Origin of the sequence: Arsenicibacter rosenii, assembly GCF_001870735.1 — a bacterium.
Taxonomy (GTDB): domain Bacteria; phylum Bacteroidota; class Bacteroidia; order Cytophagales; family Spirosomataceae; genus Arsenicibacter; species Arsenicibacter rosenii.
In genome coordinates this window covers 27075-44617 of record NZ_MORL01000027.1, presented here as the reverse complement: position 1 = coordinate 44617, position 17543 = coordinate 27075, and the positions used below count along the sequence as shown (strand labels likewise).

Genomic DNA, 17543 nt, shown 5'->3' with positions numbered 1-17543 from the left:
AATCCGGTCAACCGGTGGCCGGATCGCTGAGACAAAGGTACTTCCCCCCTGTTGCGGCAGCAAGGACAGACCAACGGCCTCATGGTACAAATCAACGATTCGTCTGGAGCGACGCCCGGAATTCGGCCGGGGTTTGTCCGGCCTGCTTCCGGAAGAAGCGGACGAAATAGGACGGATCCTCAAAACCCAGCTGATAGCCGATTTCCTTGACCGAACGGGTTGTATGGGTCAGTAGCCGCTGTGCTTCAATCAACACCCGTTCGTATAGCAACTGGCTGGCTGTTTTTCCGACTATTTTTTTACAGATCTGGTTCAGGTAATTGGGGCTCAGGCTCATCTGTTCAGCATAGGTCTGCACATCCCGGACGGTCAGAAACTGATCTTCAAGTAATTCTTCATACTGCCTTACGCGATCATACAGATGAGTATCCGGCCCGATCCAGCGTTCAGTATAAAGCCGGTTGGCCGTTTCGAGCAGAATATGAATAAAGGACAGAAATACCTCCGCCCGGTTAGGCAGTTGCTGCTCATACTCCCGATGGGCATAGGCATACAAATCACGGAGAAATGCCTGCTGCCCTGTAGCATCAATCAAAGGCTCATGCTGATGGGAATGGTAGAAGGGATACTGATAGAGCCGGTTGCCGAAACGCGTCCGGAAAAAGCTGGCATCAAAAAACAGGTTATAGCCTTTCGTATCCGGCGATAGTACCCAGCTATGTACCTGCCCGGGCGTCAGGAAGTACAGCTGAAACGGCGCAATGTCGTAGGTTTTAAAATCAATGGTGTGTGTGCCGCTCCCTTCACTAATCCACATGACCAGGTAGAAGGTATGGGAGTGCGGCTTGTCGATGCCTTTAAACTCCTGCACCAGTTTTTCGAGGCGGGTCATGTAAAAAGGCGTTTCAACCGTTGGGGGCTGAAACGCCTGAAGCGAATATACGGGAACTGACATAGGAGTTATTCAACGCCTTTGACCTTCATCGGCACGGTATATACCGCATCGGAGGCCGTAATAAATAAGGTTTTCCGGTCTTTACCGCCAAAACAGACATTGGCTGTCCAACCGGCAGGCACGGGAATATTCATAATCTTTTTACCCGTCGGATCATAGATGGTCACTCCACGGCCGGTAATGTATAAATTACCAGACTTGTCGAGCGTCATACCGTCTGAGCCCTGCGAAATAAACAGTTGCTTGTTCGTCAGCGTGCCGTCGGGCTGAATGTCGTATTTATAGGTTTTGTTGGCCCGGATATCGGCCACATACAGGTGCTTGCCGTCGGGCGTACCGACAATCCCGTTGGGCTGCATCAGCTGGTCATCCAGCAAGACCGGTTGTTGCGCACCTTTGGGCAGGTAATACACTTTCTGACCATCAATTTCCGGCTTTTTGTGCGACCAGTAATCACGCGGGTAAAATGGGTCGGTAAAGTAGATCCCGCCTTTCGGATCAATCCAGAGGTCGTTCGGGCCGTTCATACGCTGTCCTTTGATGTCTTTCAGCAGAATCGTCACCTTACCGTCCGGACTGATTGCGCGCAGGTCGCCGCTTTCGTCGGCACAAGCCACGATATTACCTTTCTTATCGACAAACAAGCCGTTTGAGCGACCGGTTTTCTCCATAAACAGCGAGACGCTTCCGTCAGTACCGTATTTCCAGATCCGGTCATTGGGCTGATCAGTAAAATAGATATTGCCCTTTTTATCAACGGCAGGCCCTTCCGTAAACTTAAATTGTTTGGCCACCTGGGTTGGCCGCGTATTCGCTGCGACCAGATCCGTCGAATCGGTCAATGCCCGCGCAGCGGCAAACGCATTTACCTGGCCGGCCCAGAGTGCCGCCGCCACAAAGCATGTTTTCAGAGTTGTATACATCAAAGGTTCTGGTTAAGGTATTCTTAGCAGCATCGTGTTGGCACGATTTCCCAGAATAAGGCATTCACCATCCTGTTCTACTGCCTTTACGACCTATGATACCATTCGTACGAATCCACTTGTATGACTGATAGTCAGCTTGTATCTTCGATCTATAAACAAGTACTAATACGTATGAACAGGAAGCGCTACATCCGACACCTGTTAAGCATAGCAGGATTAACAACTGTATTGAGCAGTTGTGCCCCCGGGATTACCCAATACCGCCTTGAACCGGTCTCCGGCGATGTGGCCCGGATCGATGGCCGCTCAACCACCAAAGCCGAACAAAACGGTATCGGCGTGGTGGCTTCGTTTGAACACGAAGATATGGAGTTTGTTGTCTTTGACATTGAAGTTAAAAACAAAACCGACCATGCCATTATGGTCAACCCATCTGATTTTCAGTACACCCTGCTGAATGTGGCTCAGGACACGTTACGGATGCAGCAGCAAAACGAGTTTCTGGCCGTTCAACACGCCGTTGATCCCGACTATGCAGCCAGCCAGGTTGCCTTCCGGCAGAAAAAAGAGGAAAAACGCCTGAAAACAGCCAAGGTTATCAACACCGTTTTGTTTGCCGCTATCCTGATCAGCGACGCCTCGTCGTCCGGCAAAAGCCGTAACTATGGTGAGTGGCGCCAGAAGCGCATCAATCATGACCTGGCCTGGCAGGCACTGAACGTGAAACGGGCGGTCGATTACGGTACACACGCCAACCGGATGCAGAAATATGATCAGGAATCGTACCGCTGGCAGGCCATGGCCTTAAAATCAACGCAGGTTGCGGCCGGTGAATCGGTACGGGGCTTTATTTATGTCCGTAAAAACCCCGAAGCCCGTTATCTGAATCTGGTGTATACATTACCCGAAGAGGCTGCCGTACCGATCACGTTTCAGCAGGAACTCGTTACGACAAGAGGAAATAAAGCCAGACACCGTTAGGTAACTCCGGTTGGTAAAAAGTTCTGCCGCAGTGCCACCCTTTTGGCATAAATCTTGTCTATACAGAGCAGAAACCCATAAATCTGCTGAAATGAACAACTTTCTCTACCTTTTACTAATGATTGGATCAGGAATTACGGGATCGATTCTGGGGTTCTTAGCAGCGACGGCGTTGCTGATAGCCGTTATTATTCTGATTATCCCTTACATGGCAATTAGCCTGCTGGCGAAATATACGCCCTTTGGTGATATACAAGTCAAGCTGTCACCGACATGGGACCACTAAACCGGAGCGGGGGAGCGTGATCGAAACGCTCCCCCGCTCCTTTCGTTATTTAGCCCGGATCGTGGCCGGCCCGACAACCACTTTCCGCGTCCTGACGGCCGAAGTCACAAAGAAGCCGGTGGCCTCCTTCCCTCCCGTTTTTGCATTAATAATATTCGTCGGTACATTGGCAGGGGGTGTCGCAAACAAGCCACCGTTTGTAATCTGCTGATTCAGGAGTTCCAGAAAATAATACGCCTCTGCCGGAACCGACTGTAACTCAACCCGTACCGTATCGTTCATCACGTATAACCCTGCCGGATTGATTGACTGCCGGATCGGCCGGATAAATGCCAGCCCGTCGGTATTACCGCTGCCACTGAATGCCCCGTCATAGGCCAGAATCAAATCCTGCGGCCGGTTTTGCAACTGGCTGTTCCGAAAGTAGCGCACCCGGTAGTAGTCTGTCGCGTTGGGCAGGTCATTGGCATAAAATTCCGCCTGATAACCTTCTTCCGCCGACAGCGGGTTTACCTTCTCCTTCCGGAAAATCAGTGAGTCTATCGGTGGCACACGATTCATTTTCGACTGCGAATAGTACTCTTCACCCTGAAAACGAATGCCTAAGTAATAGGTACGGCCGATGCGGGCCAGCGTATCAGTCGTTGTTGGCGGTGTCCAGACATAGGTTCCGTCGTTGTCAGGATCGGTAAAGAAATACAGCTTCTGCGCTTCGTCCATCACAACTACCGTAGCGTTTGTCGCCGGGGTAGCCACGCCGTTGTTGAAATAAGCCGTTGTCTGCGTGAGACGGACAGACTGCGGTCCCGGCTGATCCGTGATCCAGGCATCCACCGACAGCTGCGACGGGCCTTCGTCTAACTTAGCATCGATTACCGTTTCGCAACCCGTCAGCGCCACGGTCAGCAGGCATAGCAGCCCGATTCCTGAAAATAAACGGTTCATGGTTTGTTTTGCGTGGTGGGTGTTCATCAGAATTTGAAGTTATAGGTTACCGACGGAATCAGCGTCGCAAAAATGGAATAGCGTACGGCTTCGGTTTTGTTGCTGCCCTGAAGCGCTTTGGTCTCAAAGGTGACCTTCCCGTCGGCACTAGTCAGCACCTTATCCACATACTCAGGAACGGCCTGCCGGAAATACACGGAGAACGGGTTTTTACGGCTGTAGACGTTGTAGACCGAGAACACCCAGTTATCCTGATTTTTCCGTGGCTTACCATTCGACCGCAGGCGCTTACCCTGCAAGGTAGCGGCCACATCGAGGCGGTGATAGACCGGAATCCGGTAGTTGTTGCGGGCATTATCGGCGTTGTGCGGCACCACATAGCCCTGATACTGAAACTGGTTCGTCGGGAAGGTAGCCGGCGTACCGGTACTCAGCACAAACGTTCCGGAAAAACTCCACCGCGATGGGTTACCATTGGCTTTAACCGGATCATACAGTAACACGGTATTGAGGGTATGCCGGCGGTCGAACCGCGACGGGAACCACTTATCCTTATTGATGCCGTTGACCTGCCGCTCGGTTTTGGCCAGTGTGTAGCTGATCCAGCCGTGGAGAGCCCCCGTGTTCTTTTTCACAAAGAACTCTGCCCCATACGCGCGCCCTTTGCCGCTCAGGAGATCGCCTTCCAGGTATTTGTTCAGCAGCAGATTGGCTCCGTCGATGTAATCCAGCTGATTCTGCATCCATTTATAATACACCTCCACCGAGGCTTCATAAGCGTTCCCCGACGGGCCGAAGTTTTTGAAATAGCCACCGGCCAGCTGATCGGCCAGCTGCGGCCGGATGTTGTTGGTCGATGGTGTCCAGACATCCAGCGGGGTCGATGCCGTCGTATTTGACACCAGATGGATATACTGCGCGAGCCGGTTGTAGCTTAGCTTAAACGAGCTGTTATCGCTCAGCTCATATTTAGCCGAGAACCGTGGTTCCCAGTTACCGTAGGTCTGAATGCTCTCTCCGCGCCCGTATGTTTTCGTCTGGTTCAGTACCGGAAAACGCCGCTGCCCGACCGGCACATCTGTCTGAAACGAATAAGCTTCGCCCGGGCCGATGTAGTTGAAATACGAGTACCGAAGGCCATATTGTAGTTGCAGGCGGCTGCCGATCTGCTGTTCATTGCCCACATACAAGGCCGCTTCAACCGCGTATTTGCTTTCCAGCCCAAACGTCCTTACATCGCCCGAACTGGCAGCAGTGGCCGTTCCCGGCTTAAAGTCATAGACAATGGCCTGTCCGCCGAAACTCAGCGTATTGTTTTTAAGGAATAAGGTAAAATCCGGTTTCAGGCTGTAATTGATAATTTTTGATTTCCAGCGGAAATAATCGTTTTTGTTTTCCTCCTTCTTCTTCAGATCCGAATCGAGCAGGTAGTCATAGTTGCTGTAGAAGGCGGTGGTATTAAGGAACAGCTTGTCGCTGAATACGTGATTCCACCGCAGCGATGTTGTGGTATTGCCCCAGTTAAAACCGAAATCGGAACCAAAGACATCCCGTCCCAGATAACCCGACAGGTAAATGGTGTTGTTGGCGTTAATCTTGTAATTGCCTTTAGCCGTCAGATCATAAAAATAAAACTTCGACCCGCGCAGATCGCTGTTCAGGAAAGGTTGCGCCAGAATATCGGCATACGACCGGCGGGCGGCCACGATAAATGAGCCCCGGGCGGTGCCATCTTCTTTTTTCAGGAAAGGGCGCTCATACGCCAACCGGCTGAAAATCAACCCAATACCCCCCGTCAGCTCGGGCTTTTTGGCGTTTCCCTCTTTCATCCGGACGTCCAGAATCGACGAGATCCGTCCGCCATAGAGCGCCGGAATACCACCTTTGATCAGTTTCACGTCTTTGACGGCATCCGGGTTAAAGACCGAAAAGAAGCCGAATAAATGCGAAGAGTTATAGACCGGTGCTTCATCGAGCAGGACCAGATTCTGGTCAATGTTGCCGCCACGCACATTAAATCCTGTAGCCCCCTCCCCGACCGTTGTAACCCCTGGCAGCAACTGAATACTGCGGATTACGTCTACTTCACCCAACAAGGCCGGAATCCGCTGAATGGTCTTTACGTCAATCTTATTGACACTCATTTCAATATTCCTGACATTGTCTTCCTCGCGTTCGGCCTTTACGGTCACTTCTGCCAGTTCCTTGCCTTCTTGTTCCAGCTCAATATTGAGTTTCACATTCTGATCGGTCAGCGTGACGGGCAGTTGCCGTTTCGCAAATCCGACGTAGGTGACGGTTACGGTATACTGCCCTTTCGGTAATGGAATGGCATAATATCCATAGTTATTAGTGACCGCTCCCGTATTTGCTTCCTTTACATAAACTGAAACACCGATTAACCCTTCTCCGTTGGCTTTATCTTTAACATAGCCGCTGACAGTAAGCTGCCCCTGCGCCCGGACTCTATCCGTTCCCACCAATGCTGACAATACTGTCAGCAGCCCTAAAATTAACCTGTACTTCATCATTTACCGTTGGGTTTACTGCATAAAAACCAGTTCACGAATCTGTTGTTTGAACAGCTACAAAGGTAATGTCATATATAAGGTACTTGACCAAAATTTAGACGAAGCTGAAAAATCAGAGTGGGAACGGCATTATTTGTAGGATAAAACAAAGACGTATATACGTTTCACCTGGCTAGTCAACAACCGGCATATTCTTTAGCGTAACAACGAGCAACTGAAGCTCCTCCACTTTCCAGGTATTATAGTTAGCCCGGCGGCGGTGCATTTTGGTCGCATTGATACTAATCCGGCGCATCAGGTAAAACTTTTGCGAAGAAGGCATAAGATCAATAAATACCGCCAGCTTCCGCATATGAAAACAGATCGTATTATCAAGGTGAAGATACGTAGCCAGCCGTGTCAGTTCATCATTAGTCCATGTTTCCGGTTTACGACGCCGGTTCAGCAACTGCTGTCCTGATAAATTTACCACATCCATTACCTCCTGCCGGTTCACGTTTATATTTTCCAGTACACGCAACAGTTTAGTTCTAAAGCGAAGGTATTCTTCAACAAGGTGTATTAGTGGTTCCATAATCTGCTTTGTTTAGTGCTTGTCTATCAACAAATTTGCTAAACCAGTCAAGCACACCTAAAAAGGTACAGATTCGGGCATTTAAGGGTGATTTCAGGAAGTTACTTTTTATGAAATGGCAGTCTAATGAATACCAAAGCAAGTCAAACCATGAACATGTTTATCTATTTACCTACAATAGTAGTGGAAGACTATGAAAATTTTGCTTTTAGAGAGCGACATAGTGTGTGCAGCAGAAATGAAACAGATTCTGACTGAAAACGCACTCACCTTGATTAGTACAGTATCATCCATTGAACAGGCAGAAAAGTGGTTGCATCCCGGTAAGGTTGATCTGGTCATTTCGGAATTATTTCAGGATGACGGTAAAAGTACGCTCGTTCTGCTGAACCGAACGCAAGCGTTATCATTACCGATTATTTTTTCGACCGCTCACCCGTTCAAACTTGCTTATGAGAGAATCCGGCAGTTTGCACATGCAGCACTACTGATTAAACCTTTTCACCGGTTAACGCTTCAACGGACAATTGATCTTTTATATCCGGCAGCCGAACATCTCCGGAACTCGCCGATTCAATCCGTATTTGTCCGTAATAATCAAAGTAAAATGGAACGCATTGACCTTCAGTCTATTCACTGGGTTGAATCTGAGGGCAACTACGCTATAATACAAACCGCGACGAAACGATATGCAGTTAAACGGTCTTTACAGAAAATGGCATATTTACTGGATAGCCGTTTTCTGAGGGTACACAAAAGCTTTATTGTCAACCTCAACCATATTAATGACATTAGTCTGTTAACCATGCAGATTACTATTCAAGAGCAGGTTATTCCCATCGGTCGTACCTATCGTAAAGATATTACAGACAGTGTGCCGATCGCTTAGGCTTAGTATCTAGTCCAGAAGGCAAAAAGCGGCATCAGGTTTCCTGAGCCGCTTTTTTGTTAATTATTCTTTATCCTGTTCACGTATCATCTGCGCCATTTCTTTGAGCGACGCCAGATGTTCTTCGGTCGGCTCGGGATAAGTACACTTTAAGGCAGACAATTCGTTTACCAATAGCTGAGCCACAATCAACCGCATGTTTTTCTTGTCATCGGCAGGTATGACATACCAGGGCGCCTTATCAGTTGCCGTGGCATTGATCGCCTCTTCATAGGCATTCATGTATTTCTTCCAGAAACCGCGCTCAACAACGTCCTGCTTCTCGAATTTCCAGTTTTTCTCCGGTTCGTCGATGCGTTTCAGCAGTCGTTTGCCCTGTTCCTTTTTCGAAACATTCAGGAAAAACTTAATCACCCGGAAGCCGTTGCGGTAAAAATAGGTTTCGACGTGGCGGATGTCTTTATACCGGTTTTCCCAGAGTTTGTCCATGTCGTCGGTCAGCTCCTCCGGTAAACGCTGGCTGGTTTTGATAATCTCAGGGTGAACTTTTACAACCAGCACCTCTTCGTAGTAGGAGCGGTTGAAAATCGTAATGGTCCCGCGTTCAGGCATATCGAGAAAATTACGCCACATGAAATCATGGTCCAGTTCCTTGTCAGACGGACGTTTGTAGGAATTAACGCGCACACCCAGCGGGTTAACTCCTGCAAACACATGCTGAATCGTGCTGTCTTTCCCCGCCGCATCCATCGCCTGAAAAATGACAACGACCCCATAGCGGTTATGAGCATACATCCGCTCCTGCAACTCGTTGATTTCCTGCACTAACGTCTGTAGCTTACTTTCGTAATCCGCTTCGTTCTCGTACAGGTCATCAATTTTAGTCGGTGCATCCCGGTGCCAGAACTCATCCGATCCATCGGCCAGAAAATCTTTATTTTTGATGGGCAAAAACTTGTCAGCCATAAGCATTCGGTAAACTTTATGAAAATCGGGAATGTTATCTCTTCAGAACAGCTTCTGTGCACTAAGCTACACAGAAAACAATCCCTTTTGTTTTGAAAATCGTAGGTTTAATTACCTTTTAAACAACTGTTAACATTTAACGTATGTTTGCTAACGCTTTTGCAAAGAAGTATGTTGCAGGATGGCTGCTGGCTTTGTTTTCGGCCTTGTCGATGACCTCTTGTGCTCAGACAGCCAGCCAATCTAATCAGCAAAAAACCAAAACCATGAATACAGAAAACACGGCCTCGGCATCAACTACGGATAAGCTGGAAAAGGCGACATTTGGTACCGGATGTTTTTGGTGTACCGAAGCTATGTATGAGTCTCTTGATGGCGTTATTTCTGCCGTTTCGGGCTACGAGGGCGGACAAAAGGCCAATCCAACGTATAAAGAAGTCTGCACCGGTACAACCGGCCATGCCGAATGCGTGGAAGTAACCTATGACCCGGCTAAAATTACGTATGCCCAACTCCTGGAAGCTTTCTTCCGCAGCCACGACCCGACCTCACTCAACCGCCAGGGCGCCGACGTCGGAACGCAGTACCGCTCTGTGGTCTTTTACCACAACGAAGAACAGAAAAAACTGGCCGAAACGGCAAAAAATGAGCTGAATAAGGAAAATGCATACGGCAAACCGGTCGTAACGGAGATCAGTCCGGCATCGACATTCTACGTGGCGGAAGATTACCACCAGAATTATTTCGCCCAAAACCCGGATCAGGGCTACTGTGCCTTCGTCATCGCCCCTAAGCTTGATAAATTCAAGAAGGTCTTCAAAGAAAAACTGAAGAAGGACGCACTGGCAAATCACTGATTTCCGGATGCCTGACAGGCCTTATATGCAACTGACCAAAACAGCCGGGAAGCTCAGAACTTCCCGGCTGTTTTGGCTTTGACAGTATGTTGTCTTTAAAAAACATAATAAAATAAGTACCAGAAAATGGCAACCAGCACACCTTCTACAATCCACATCGTCCGGAGATTACGGAGCGAGGCCCGCCACACTACCCAATGAGCCCCAAGCGCACCCAGTAGTACCGGAACACCGAAAATAAATTGCAGGGCGTTGTTTTCGCGCCCCATATGCATGAATCCCTCAACAATCATCAGCACCCCGAGCAGGGCTACAAACATAAACGGGGTCAGGAATTCGGCAATCGTTACCGGTTTCGTCTGCATCAGGCTGCTTTTCTGGCGGCTTCATTCCGTTTCCGCGTAGCAGCCGCTTTCTTCGCCGAAGCAGAACGCTCCTCAGGTGAACGCGCTGCCGATGCGGCACCACCTTTCCGGCCACCGGTTTCAGCAGGTTCCTTATCGACGGCATGCCCGCGGCCGGCACCACTTTTTTTGCCGCCACCCGACATTTTATTTACCGTTGCCCACGCACGACGTTCTGCTTCTTCGCCCGAAAGGCCCTGCTCCTCATAACTCTCCTCAATGTGCTCCGCCTGCCGAATCTGCTTGTCGGTGTAGGCCGATTTATCTCCTCTAGGCATCGTTTTGGTATGTTAAATGAAACAAGGAGTGCCATCCGGAACAGTCTATACCGCCCCGGCAGCATCTTTTTAATGGGGTAAACAGGAGACCTTTTATTATGTTTTCAAATATTAATCATCGGTTACAGTTACCTACCGGCTAACCCTTTTAAGACAAAAAATCGGCGACATTCTATTACTTTTACACTCTTCTTAATCACAAGTGACGTTCATTACCACCGATGACCTTTTGTTTTCAATTACGTTGCCGCACGTTGCTGGCCGCGTTTCTTTTATACAGTGCTGCCGCACAAAGTCAGTCTCTCGAAAAACTCTCAGCGAGTGTTGTTACCCGTCAGGTGCAACAGGGCAAATCCGTTACCATCAAAGGTGATATGTACTACCAGCGTAACGGGAACATGGTGACCCACTTTACCTATCCGCGTGAAGTGATCATTCTGGCAAATAAACTTGGCGAAACCCGTATTTATGACCCGAAACAAAACGCAGTCCTGCGCTATCAGAACGCGATGTTCAGCACCCAGACAACCCAGCTGGCTTACTTCCTCAACGGCAACACAACTGACATGGGTCTGACGCAGATCGGCTATGTACAGGATAAAACCTATTACGTACAAAAGCTCCTCGTTACCGAATGGAAGCTCAAGGTTGCGGACCCGAAGGCGCAGATTCAGCGGATAAAAATTGTGTATGACAAGATGAATCCGGTTTATATGCACTATGCCGGCGGCGACGGAAAGCTCATCCGCAAGGTATTTTATTATAATTACCAGCCTATTGAAGGACGCCCCTTCCCGACCACATCGACCGAAATCGTGTATGCTGACAAAGATTCGTCGGTTTCCAAAACGACCTATGGAGGTTTTCTGCTGAACGGATCGGCCAACAGCCCGTATTTTAACTACACCATTCCGGCCAATGCCAAAGTTCACTAAGTTTCTGCCAGGCTTTCTGGCGGCGCTGCTGATCGTTACCGGCACCATGGCACAAAGCCGCCGCCAGCAGGACCTGGACCTGATTGCGGGCCGTAATTTCCGGACCGGTCAGGAGTTTGCGCAGTACAGGCTGCCCGGCAACAACACCAATGCCGTACAGTTCCGGCAACGTAGCTGGGTGGCAAAATACAATCCGGTATCGCTGGCGCTGAAAGGGGCTATGCTGGGCTATCAGCGCCTGATGTCGCAGCAGCTGGCCCGCTCGTGCCCGTATCAGCTTTCCTGTTCTAATTTCAGCAAACAGGCCATTGAGCAGTACGGTGTGCTGAAAGGTGTTTTCCTGAGCGCCGACCGCATTATGCGCTGCAACCGCATCGGGTTGCTGGACATTCACGCGATTGATCTCGATCCCGATACGGGCATGATCATTGATTCTCTCAGCCGCTACCGCTAATGTCACTGCCTGTTCGCCTCCGCTTTGTATTGCTGTGTATGCTGAGCATAGCCGGTTCATCGATATGGGCCCAAACCCGTCCTGACTTTACGCAGGAATGGCGTTTCGCCCAGTATTTGTCAGATAAAGACGCCTTTGACGAAGCGGCCTACGTGCTCGGAAACATTAAACCTGACGGCCTGACACCGGCTCAACTCGACTCCCTGCTGTTTTTCCGTGGCTGGATTGCCTACAGTACCAAATCCCTCGACGAGGCTAGCCGGCAGTTGCTGCAGGTATCGCCCACCTCTGCTTTTTACCTTAAGTCGCAATACTTCGGGGCCTATTGTCTGGCCTTTCAGGGGCAACGGCAGCAAGCCGCTGACATATTACAGAAAGCACCGGCAACCGACTCGTCCCTGCATGAGCTGAAGGCCTTGCAGCTCGGGGGCATTGCGCTGCTACAGCGGCAATATGAACAGTATGACCGGCAACGGCAGGCATTCAGCTACGGCTCCTATGCGATGGCCAACGAAGAAAAACGCATGGACGACTACCGGAAACAGCTGCAATCGGCCAGGCGCCGGTCGCCGGTGGTGGCCGGGCTATACAGTGCCCTTGTGCCGGGTTTAGGCAAGGTATACGCCGGAAAAACCAAACAGGGTATTGCTTCGTTTCTGCCCGTGCTGACGCTGGGCCTCCTCACTTACGAAGGGCTCCGGAAAGACGGACCACTGAGTGCCCGCTTTATTGGTTTCGGGTCCTTGTTTACGGTCTTTTACGTCGGCAATATCTGGGGCAGTGTCTTATCGGTTAACATCAAACGCAGTGAATTCAATCGGGTGTATGATAACAAGATTTTGTTTGATATGCATATTCCTATCCGGAACTTGCTCAATTAAGGCACAATCGTTTTTACAGAAAGCGGATTCGCTCCTGACTGCCGGTCAGTATCTGGAGGCCGGTGTGGCCTACGAACGGGTTCTTTTCACCGAAACAAGTCCGGCGCTCCGTTTTGCGGCAGCGTCGGGTAAAACGCAGAGCCTCAAACTACGGGGCCGCTATACGCAGGCCATCGACTTTCTGAACACGCAGATTCAGCAGACAAGTACCGACAGCCTGTTGTTTCAGCTCCGGCAGGAACAAATCCTGTGCGCCTATCTGGCCGGTCAGTTCGAAAACGCCATTTCGCTAACCGACCGCATCGCTTACCTGCATCCCGATCTGTCTCTTTCACCGGTTACACAGGCCGTACGGATTCTGTCACTGAACGAATTACAGCGCTGGCCGGAAGCGGCGGCGTATTTTAAACAACTGGCGCACGGAGCCGGTCAGGATACAACACTGATTACGGTCTATAACCAGTTGCCTAAGCTGAAAAGTGTAAAGAAAGCCCAGTGGTTATCGACGTTTATTCCGGGTGGCGGGCAATTTTACGCCGGTCGGCCAGGCGAGGCTCTGCTGAGCATTCTCGTGCAGTCGGCAGGCCTTTATTTTGGTGTCGTTAGTTTCATGCACCATTATTACCTGTCGGCATGGGGCGTGGGGGCGGCTTTATTCGGGTCATTCCACGCCGGTGGGGTTCGCCGCGCTGAAGTACTGGTTAATCAGTATAATGCAAAGAAAGTTAACGCTTTTAACGAAAAACTAAAGGCGCAGACGTTACAGCTGGCGGGCCAACAAAAGGAATAAAAAAAGTGGTGGCACTCCTTGTGCCACCACTAATCCATTCAGTATAAGTCAGTGCGCTTATTTAGCCCACATGAAGAACTTAGGGTTATCAACAAACTGAGACAGGTTCTCGTTGTTGATGATAATCACAATAAGGTCAACCAGCGGAACGATACCGAAGATACCACCGCACGTCAGGATATAACCAATCCATGTTAATGGCTTAGTACCCAGGTACAGACGGTGAATACCAAAGCCACCCAGGAACAGGTTCAGCAACAGAGCCGGTACGAATTTCTGGTCTGATGCTTTAACCTTAGCAGGCTGAGCCAGGGACGTAGCAGCCTCAGTCGTCTGCATCAGGTCGGCCTGGGCAACCATCATGCTCATGTCTTCGCTCTGAGCAATCAGTTGTTCGACCTGCTGATCGTCAACCATATACATGTCAGCCGTTTCGGCAGCCATGGCATTATTTGAGAGGATAAACGTTACGGCAGCAAAAAACGTAAGGAATAGTTTTTTCATAGAATGAATGATGGTTTTAATTGTTTACTGTTCAAAGCAACAGTTTTATCCATCACGATGCAACTTCTGGTAAACATTTTTCTGAACCGGTAAACATCTGTGAATGAAACCACAAACGCCTTAACCCGCCTGACGCTTATAAAGAAAAAACTTATTATCTGGTAATCAGGGACTTTTCCTGTTACATCTAATTGATCATTATCCGGCTATTACTTTTGTCCTGAAACACTCATATGGCCCGCTGATACAGATCATTCAAACTTTTTCAGAGTACCGCTAGTTTGGAAGTCACTTGCAAAAGGATACTTATACGCATCAAAACACACATATAGTGACGCTGGGAACGCATGAATTAGCCACTTATTAGCCCAAAATCACATTTTGTTAACTGATTTCGACCGAATAATAAGTCATCGTTACCAATAGTTGTTCCGTTGCTTTTGATGTCCTTTTCTTTGCACTGTGTTTTCACTCAAAACTCTGATTAACATGAAAAAAATTCTCGCGACTGTTCTTTTCATATTTGCCCTGGCAGCAAGCCAGCAGGCGTTTGCACAGTACCAAAAAGGCGATAAATTGCTGAACCTTGGCCTTGGTTTAGGGTCATACTATGGCGGCGGTGTTCCAATCGGGGCTTCTTTAGAATTTGGTGTTACAGATAATATCAGTGTAGGCCCGCAGATCGACTATTACTCATGGAGCTATGGCTATGTAGGTTACAAATGGCGTTATACATTTATTCCTATTGGTGTTCGTGGCTCATATCACGCGAATGAATTGTTAAATCTAAACAATGATAAGCTTGACGTGTACGGTGGTGTTAGCCTTGGCTACTACATTTCAAAATATAGCGATAACTCAGGTTATACCGGTGTGTACGATAACGCTTACGGCGGACGCGCTTTCTTAGGGGTACATGTGGGTGGCCGTTATTATTTCAAACCAAACCTTGGTGGTTTTGCTGAATTAGGTTACGGTGTATCAACTCTGAAAGTTGGGGTAGCCTTTAAATTCTGATAACAGATAACGCTACATAAATCTTAAGCGAAAGGGCCGTCGGAATCATCCGGCGGCCCTTTCGCTTAAACACCTGTGTTAATTACTTAGCCGCGATTTCGCGCAGGCTCTTTACCCCCATGTTCCAGAGCGTAAAAGCGTAAATATCAGCCATGGTTTCAATGTTCTTCTTCGTATTGCTGGCCCCGTGGCCTGAGTTTACGTCGATCCGGATCAGCATCGGGTTATTGCCCTTGTATTTCTCCTGCAACGTCGCCGCATACTTAAACGAGTGGGCCGGTACAACCCGGTCGTCATGGTCGGCGGTGGTAATCAGCGTCGCCGGATAGTTTACCCCTTCGCGGATGTTATGAATCGGCGAATAGCCCGCCAGCACCTTAAACTCTTCCGGATTATCGCTGCTGCCATAATCGGCAATCCAGTTCCAGCCGATGGTAAACTTGTGGAAACGCAGCATATCCATAACGCCCACCTGCGGAATGGCTACGCGGAACAGGTCAGGCCGCTGATTCATGACAGCGCCCACCAGCAGACCGCCGTTAGAACCACCACGGATCGCCAGTTTGGCCGGACTGGTGTATTTCTGAGCAATCAGGTACTCACCGGCGGCAATAAAGTCGTCGAATACGTTTTGCTTTTTAAGCTTCATGCCCTGCTCATGCCATTTTTCGCCGTACTCACCACCACCGCGCAGGTTGGCCTGGGCATATACGCCCCCCTGTTCCAGGAACGGGATCAGCAGTGAGTTGAAGGATGGCGGCAGGCTGATGTTAAACCCGCCGTAGCCATACAACAGGGTCGGGTTGGTACCGTCCAGCTTAACGCCCTTGCGGTAGGTAATAAACATCGGGACTTTAGTACCGTCCTTGCTGGTATAAAATACCTGCTTTGTTTCGTAGTCTGTCGGGCGGAAATCAACCTCCGGCTCACGGAACACCGTACTTTTCTTCGTGGCGATATCGTAGCGGTAAATCGTTGGCGGGAACGTAAAGGACGTAAACGTGTAGAACACAAACCTATCGTCTTTCTCGCCGCCGAAGCCACTGGCGGTTCCGATACCCGGCAACTGAATTTCGTTTTCAAGCTTCCCGTTCAGGTCATACACATATACCCGCGACGTAACGTCTTTCGAATACTGCACAAACAGTTTGCCACCGGCCGTTCCGGAGCTTGTCAGCGGTTCCGGCTTCTCCGGCAGAATCACCGTCCATTTCTTCGTGGCCGGACTGTATTTCATCACCTTGCTGTTGGGGGCATCGGCATTGGTTTCGATCAGGAAATCACCGCCGACATTATCCAGTATCCCGTAACTAAAATCGGTGATGTCGGCCACAATCGGTATAAAGGACTGAGCCGGTTTAGTTGCGTCGATGTAAAACAGGGCGTTGCCGTCTTTCCCTTTTCCGCGGTCACTCACGTTCAGGATAGCAAACCGCTCGTCTTCGGTCGTACCGAGGGTATGAAACCGCTGCGGATTGCCTTTATCTTCGTACACCAGCCGGTCGGCCGACTGCGGTGTATTGAGCTTGTGATAAAACACCTGGTGGTTTTCGTTCTTAGCAGCCAGTGCGCTGCCTTCCGGCTTCGGATAACGGCTGTAGTAGAAGCCATCGCCCTGCCATGATGCCCCCGATACCTTCACCCATTCGATTTTATCGCTCAGGTACTGTTTGGTGGTCATGTCCATCACCCGGTATTCGTTCCAGTCAGAACCACCTTGTGACGTTCCGACCACCGCGTATTTACCGTTTTTCGACAAAGCGAATGTTGTCAGGCGGGTTGTGCCGTCGGTAGAGAGTTTATTCGGGTCAATAACGACTTCCGGTGTGCCGTCGAGGCCTTTCTGCCGGTAGAGCACCGACTGATTTTGCAGGCCGTCGTTCTTGTAGAAGTAATACCACTCGCCCTTCCGCGACGGTGCCGAATACTTAGGGTAATTGTAGACCTTTTCCAGGCGCTCCTGTAGCTGCCTGCGGTACGGAATCTGGTCGAGATAGGCGAAGGTAACCTTGTTCTCTGCCTTCACCCATTCAGCAGTCTCCGCCGAACGGTCGTCTTCCATCCAGCGGTAAGGGTCTGCGATTTTGGTGCCGTGGTAATCGTCGGTCTGGTCGGTTTTACGCGCTTGCGGATACGTAAGCGGGCCCTGCTGGGCCAATGTTGCAGAAGTGGTTAACATCAACGAATAAGCGATGAATTTTGAAGTACGCATCGATGAAGCGAGTTGAGGGTAAAAATAAATTCCCCTCTAAATTAGCCAGATTTATGATCAGGAGCGAAATCTGTACCTAAGTTTGTCATTTTCTGGCACTTTTGTTACTTTTCATGGCACTGAAGGTCACAGAAGAGTCACCGAACTTAGCTTTACTC

General features: G+C 49.5%; 19 protein-coding genes. 9 read left to right on the top strand and 10 right to left on the bottom strand.

Going from position 1 to position 17543, the window contains the following annotated elements; all coding sequences use genetic code 11:
• Positions 1–91 precede the first annotated feature (91 nt).
• Both BLX24_RS26245 and BLX24_RS26240 read right to left on the bottom strand, forming a co-directional pair.
• Positions 92–955, bottom strand: a complete 864-nt coding sequence (locus BLX24_RS26245) for a helix-turn-helix domain-containing protein (protein WP_071506196.1) — start codon at positions 953–955, stop codon at positions 92–94.
• Positions 956–960: 5 nt separating this feature from the next.
• Positions 961–1878 carry an SMP-30/gluconolactonase/LRE family protein gene (locus tag BLX24_RS26240; protein ID WP_071506195.1) on the bottom strand — a complete coding sequence of 306 codons (918 nt, stop codon included), beginning with the start codon at positions 1876–1878 and terminating at the stop codon, positions 961–963.
• 174 nt (positions 1879–2052) lie between these two features.
• On the opposite strand from BLX24_RS26240, the gene BLX24_RS26235 reads away from it, so the two are divergent.
• Entirely contained in the window at positions 2053–2862 is an 810-nt protein-coding gene (locus tag BLX24_RS26235) for a hypothetical protein (protein WP_071506194.1), read from the top strand.
• Between the two features lie 91 nt (positions 2863–2953).
• Positions 2954–3148: a hypothetical protein gene (locus BLX24_RS26230; RefSeq protein WP_071506193.1), complete on the top strand. Its 195-nt coding sequence runs from the start codon at positions 2954–2956 to the stop codon at positions 3146–3148.
• A 45-nt stretch (positions 3149–3193) separates the two neighbouring features.
• Here BLX24_RS26230 and BLX24_RS26225 read toward each other — a convergent pair whose 3' ends face one another.
• The 3 genes from BLX24_RS26225 to BLX24_RS26215 all read right to left on the bottom strand — a co-directional run bounded on the left by BLX24_RS26225 (position 3194) and on the right by BLX24_RS26215 (position 7198).
• On the bottom strand, positions 3194–4093 hold the full coding sequence (locus BLX24_RS26225; protein ID WP_071506222.1) for a DUF4249 domain-containing protein: 900 nt from the start codon (positions 4091–4093) through the stop codon (positions 3194–3196).
• 26 nt (positions 4094–4119) lie between these two features.
• Positions 4120–6621 carry a TonB-dependent receptor gene (locus tag BLX24_RS26220; protein WP_071506221.1) on the bottom strand — a complete coding sequence of 834 codons (2502 nt, stop codon included), beginning with the start codon at positions 6619–6621 and terminating at the stop codon, positions 4120–4122.
• A gap of 175 nt (positions 6622–6796) precedes the next feature.
• Positions 6797–7198 (bottom strand): hypothetical protein, encoded by a 402-nt coding sequence (locus BLX24_RS26215; RefSeq protein ID WP_143092816.1) that lies wholly within the window; start codon positions 7196–7198, stop codon positions 6797–6799.
• A 193-nt stretch (positions 7199–7391) separates the two neighbouring features.
• Between BLX24_RS26215 and BLX24_RS26210 the strand changes: the two genes are divergently transcribed.
• Positions 7392–8087, top strand: coding sequence for a LytR/AlgR family response regulator transcription factor (locus tag BLX24_RS26210; protein ID WP_083422189.1), 696 nt, complete (start codon positions 7392–7394; stop codon positions 8085–8087).
• 63 nt (positions 8088–8150) lie between these two features.
• Here the strand turns inward: BLX24_RS26210 and BLX24_RS26205 are convergent, their stop codons facing one another.
• A complete protein-coding gene (locus tag BLX24_RS26205; protein WP_143092815.1) occupies positions 8151–9053 on the bottom strand; it encodes a PPK2 family polyphosphate kinase in 903 nt (300 codons plus the stop codon).
• 266 nt (positions 9054–9319) lie between these two features.
• On the opposite strand from BLX24_RS26205, the gene msrA reads away from it, so the two are divergent.
• Entirely contained in the window at positions 9320–9910 is a 591-nt protein-coding gene (msrA, locus tag BLX24_RS26200) for a peptide-methionine (S)-S-oxide reductase MsrA (RefSeq protein ID WP_071506219.1), read from the top strand.
• Positions 9911–10005: 95 nt separating this feature from the next.
• Here the strand turns inward: msrA and BLX24_RS26195 are convergent, their stop codons facing one another.
• Together BLX24_RS26195 and BLX24_RS26190 are read right to left on the bottom strand one after the other, a co-directional pair.
• Complete coding sequence (locus BLX24_RS26195) at positions 10006–10275, bottom strand: hypothetical protein (protein ID WP_071506190.1); 270 nt, start codon at positions 10273–10275, stop codon at positions 10006–10008.
• Complete coding sequence (locus BLX24_RS26190; protein ID WP_071506189.1) at positions 10275–10592, bottom strand: plasmid stabilization protein; 318 nt, start codon at positions 10590–10592, stop codon at positions 10275–10277. Before BLX24_RS26190 ends, BLX24_RS26195 begins: the two co-directional genes overlap by 1 nt.
• A 221-nt stretch (positions 10593–10813) precedes the next feature.
• Here BLX24_RS26190 and BLX24_RS26185 point away from each other — a divergent pair, with 221 nt between their 5' ends.
• From BLX24_RS26185 to BLX24_RS26170, 4 genes are read left to right on the top strand one after another with little or no spacing between them, the layout of a single operon-like run.
• Positions 10814–11527, top strand: a complete 714-nt coding sequence (locus BLX24_RS26185) for a LolA family protein (RefSeq protein WP_071506188.1) — start codon at positions 10814–10816, stop codon at positions 11525–11527.
• Positions 11511–11981, top strand: coding sequence for a membrane protein insertion efficiency factor YidD (gene yidD / locus BLX24_RS26180; protein WP_083422188.1), 471 nt, complete (start codon positions 11511–11513; stop codon positions 11979–11981). Before BLX24_RS26185 ends, yidD begins: the two co-directional genes overlap by 17 nt.
• Positions 11981–12862 carry a tetratricopeptide repeat protein gene (locus BLX24_RS26175; RefSeq protein ID WP_071506187.1) on the top strand — a complete coding sequence of 294 codons (882 nt, stop codon included), beginning with the start codon at positions 11981–11983 and terminating at the stop codon, positions 12860–12862. Before yidD ends, BLX24_RS26175 begins: the two co-directional genes overlap by 1 nt.
• Complete coding sequence (locus BLX24_RS26170; protein WP_229201897.1) at positions 12825–13652, top strand: tetratricopeptide repeat protein; 828 nt, start codon at positions 12825–12827, stop codon at positions 13650–13652. Before BLX24_RS26175 ends, BLX24_RS26170 begins: the two co-directional genes overlap by 38 nt.
• A gap of 57 nt (positions 13653–13709) precedes the next feature.
• On the opposite strand, the gene BLX24_RS31835 is transcribed toward BLX24_RS26170, so the two are convergent.
• On the bottom strand, positions 13710–14156 hold the full coding sequence (locus BLX24_RS31835) for a TM2 domain-containing protein (protein WP_083422187.1): 447 nt from the start codon (positions 14154–14156) through the stop codon (positions 13710–13712).
• A 489-nt stretch (positions 14157–14645) separates the two neighbouring features.
• Between BLX24_RS31835 and BLX24_RS26160 the strand changes: the two genes are divergently transcribed.
• Positions 14646–15173, top strand: a complete 528-nt coding sequence (locus BLX24_RS26160; RefSeq protein ID WP_071506185.1) for a hypothetical protein — start codon at positions 14646–14648, stop codon at positions 15171–15173.
• An 82-nt stretch (positions 15174–15255) separates the two neighbouring features.
• Here BLX24_RS26160 and BLX24_RS26155 read toward each other — a convergent pair whose 3' ends face one another.
• Positions 15256–17352, bottom strand: a complete 2097-nt coding sequence (locus BLX24_RS26155; RefSeq protein ID WP_071506216.1) for a prolyl oligopeptidase family serine peptidase — start codon at positions 17350–17352, stop codon at positions 15256–15258.
• Positions 17353–17543: the final 191 nt, after the last annotated feature.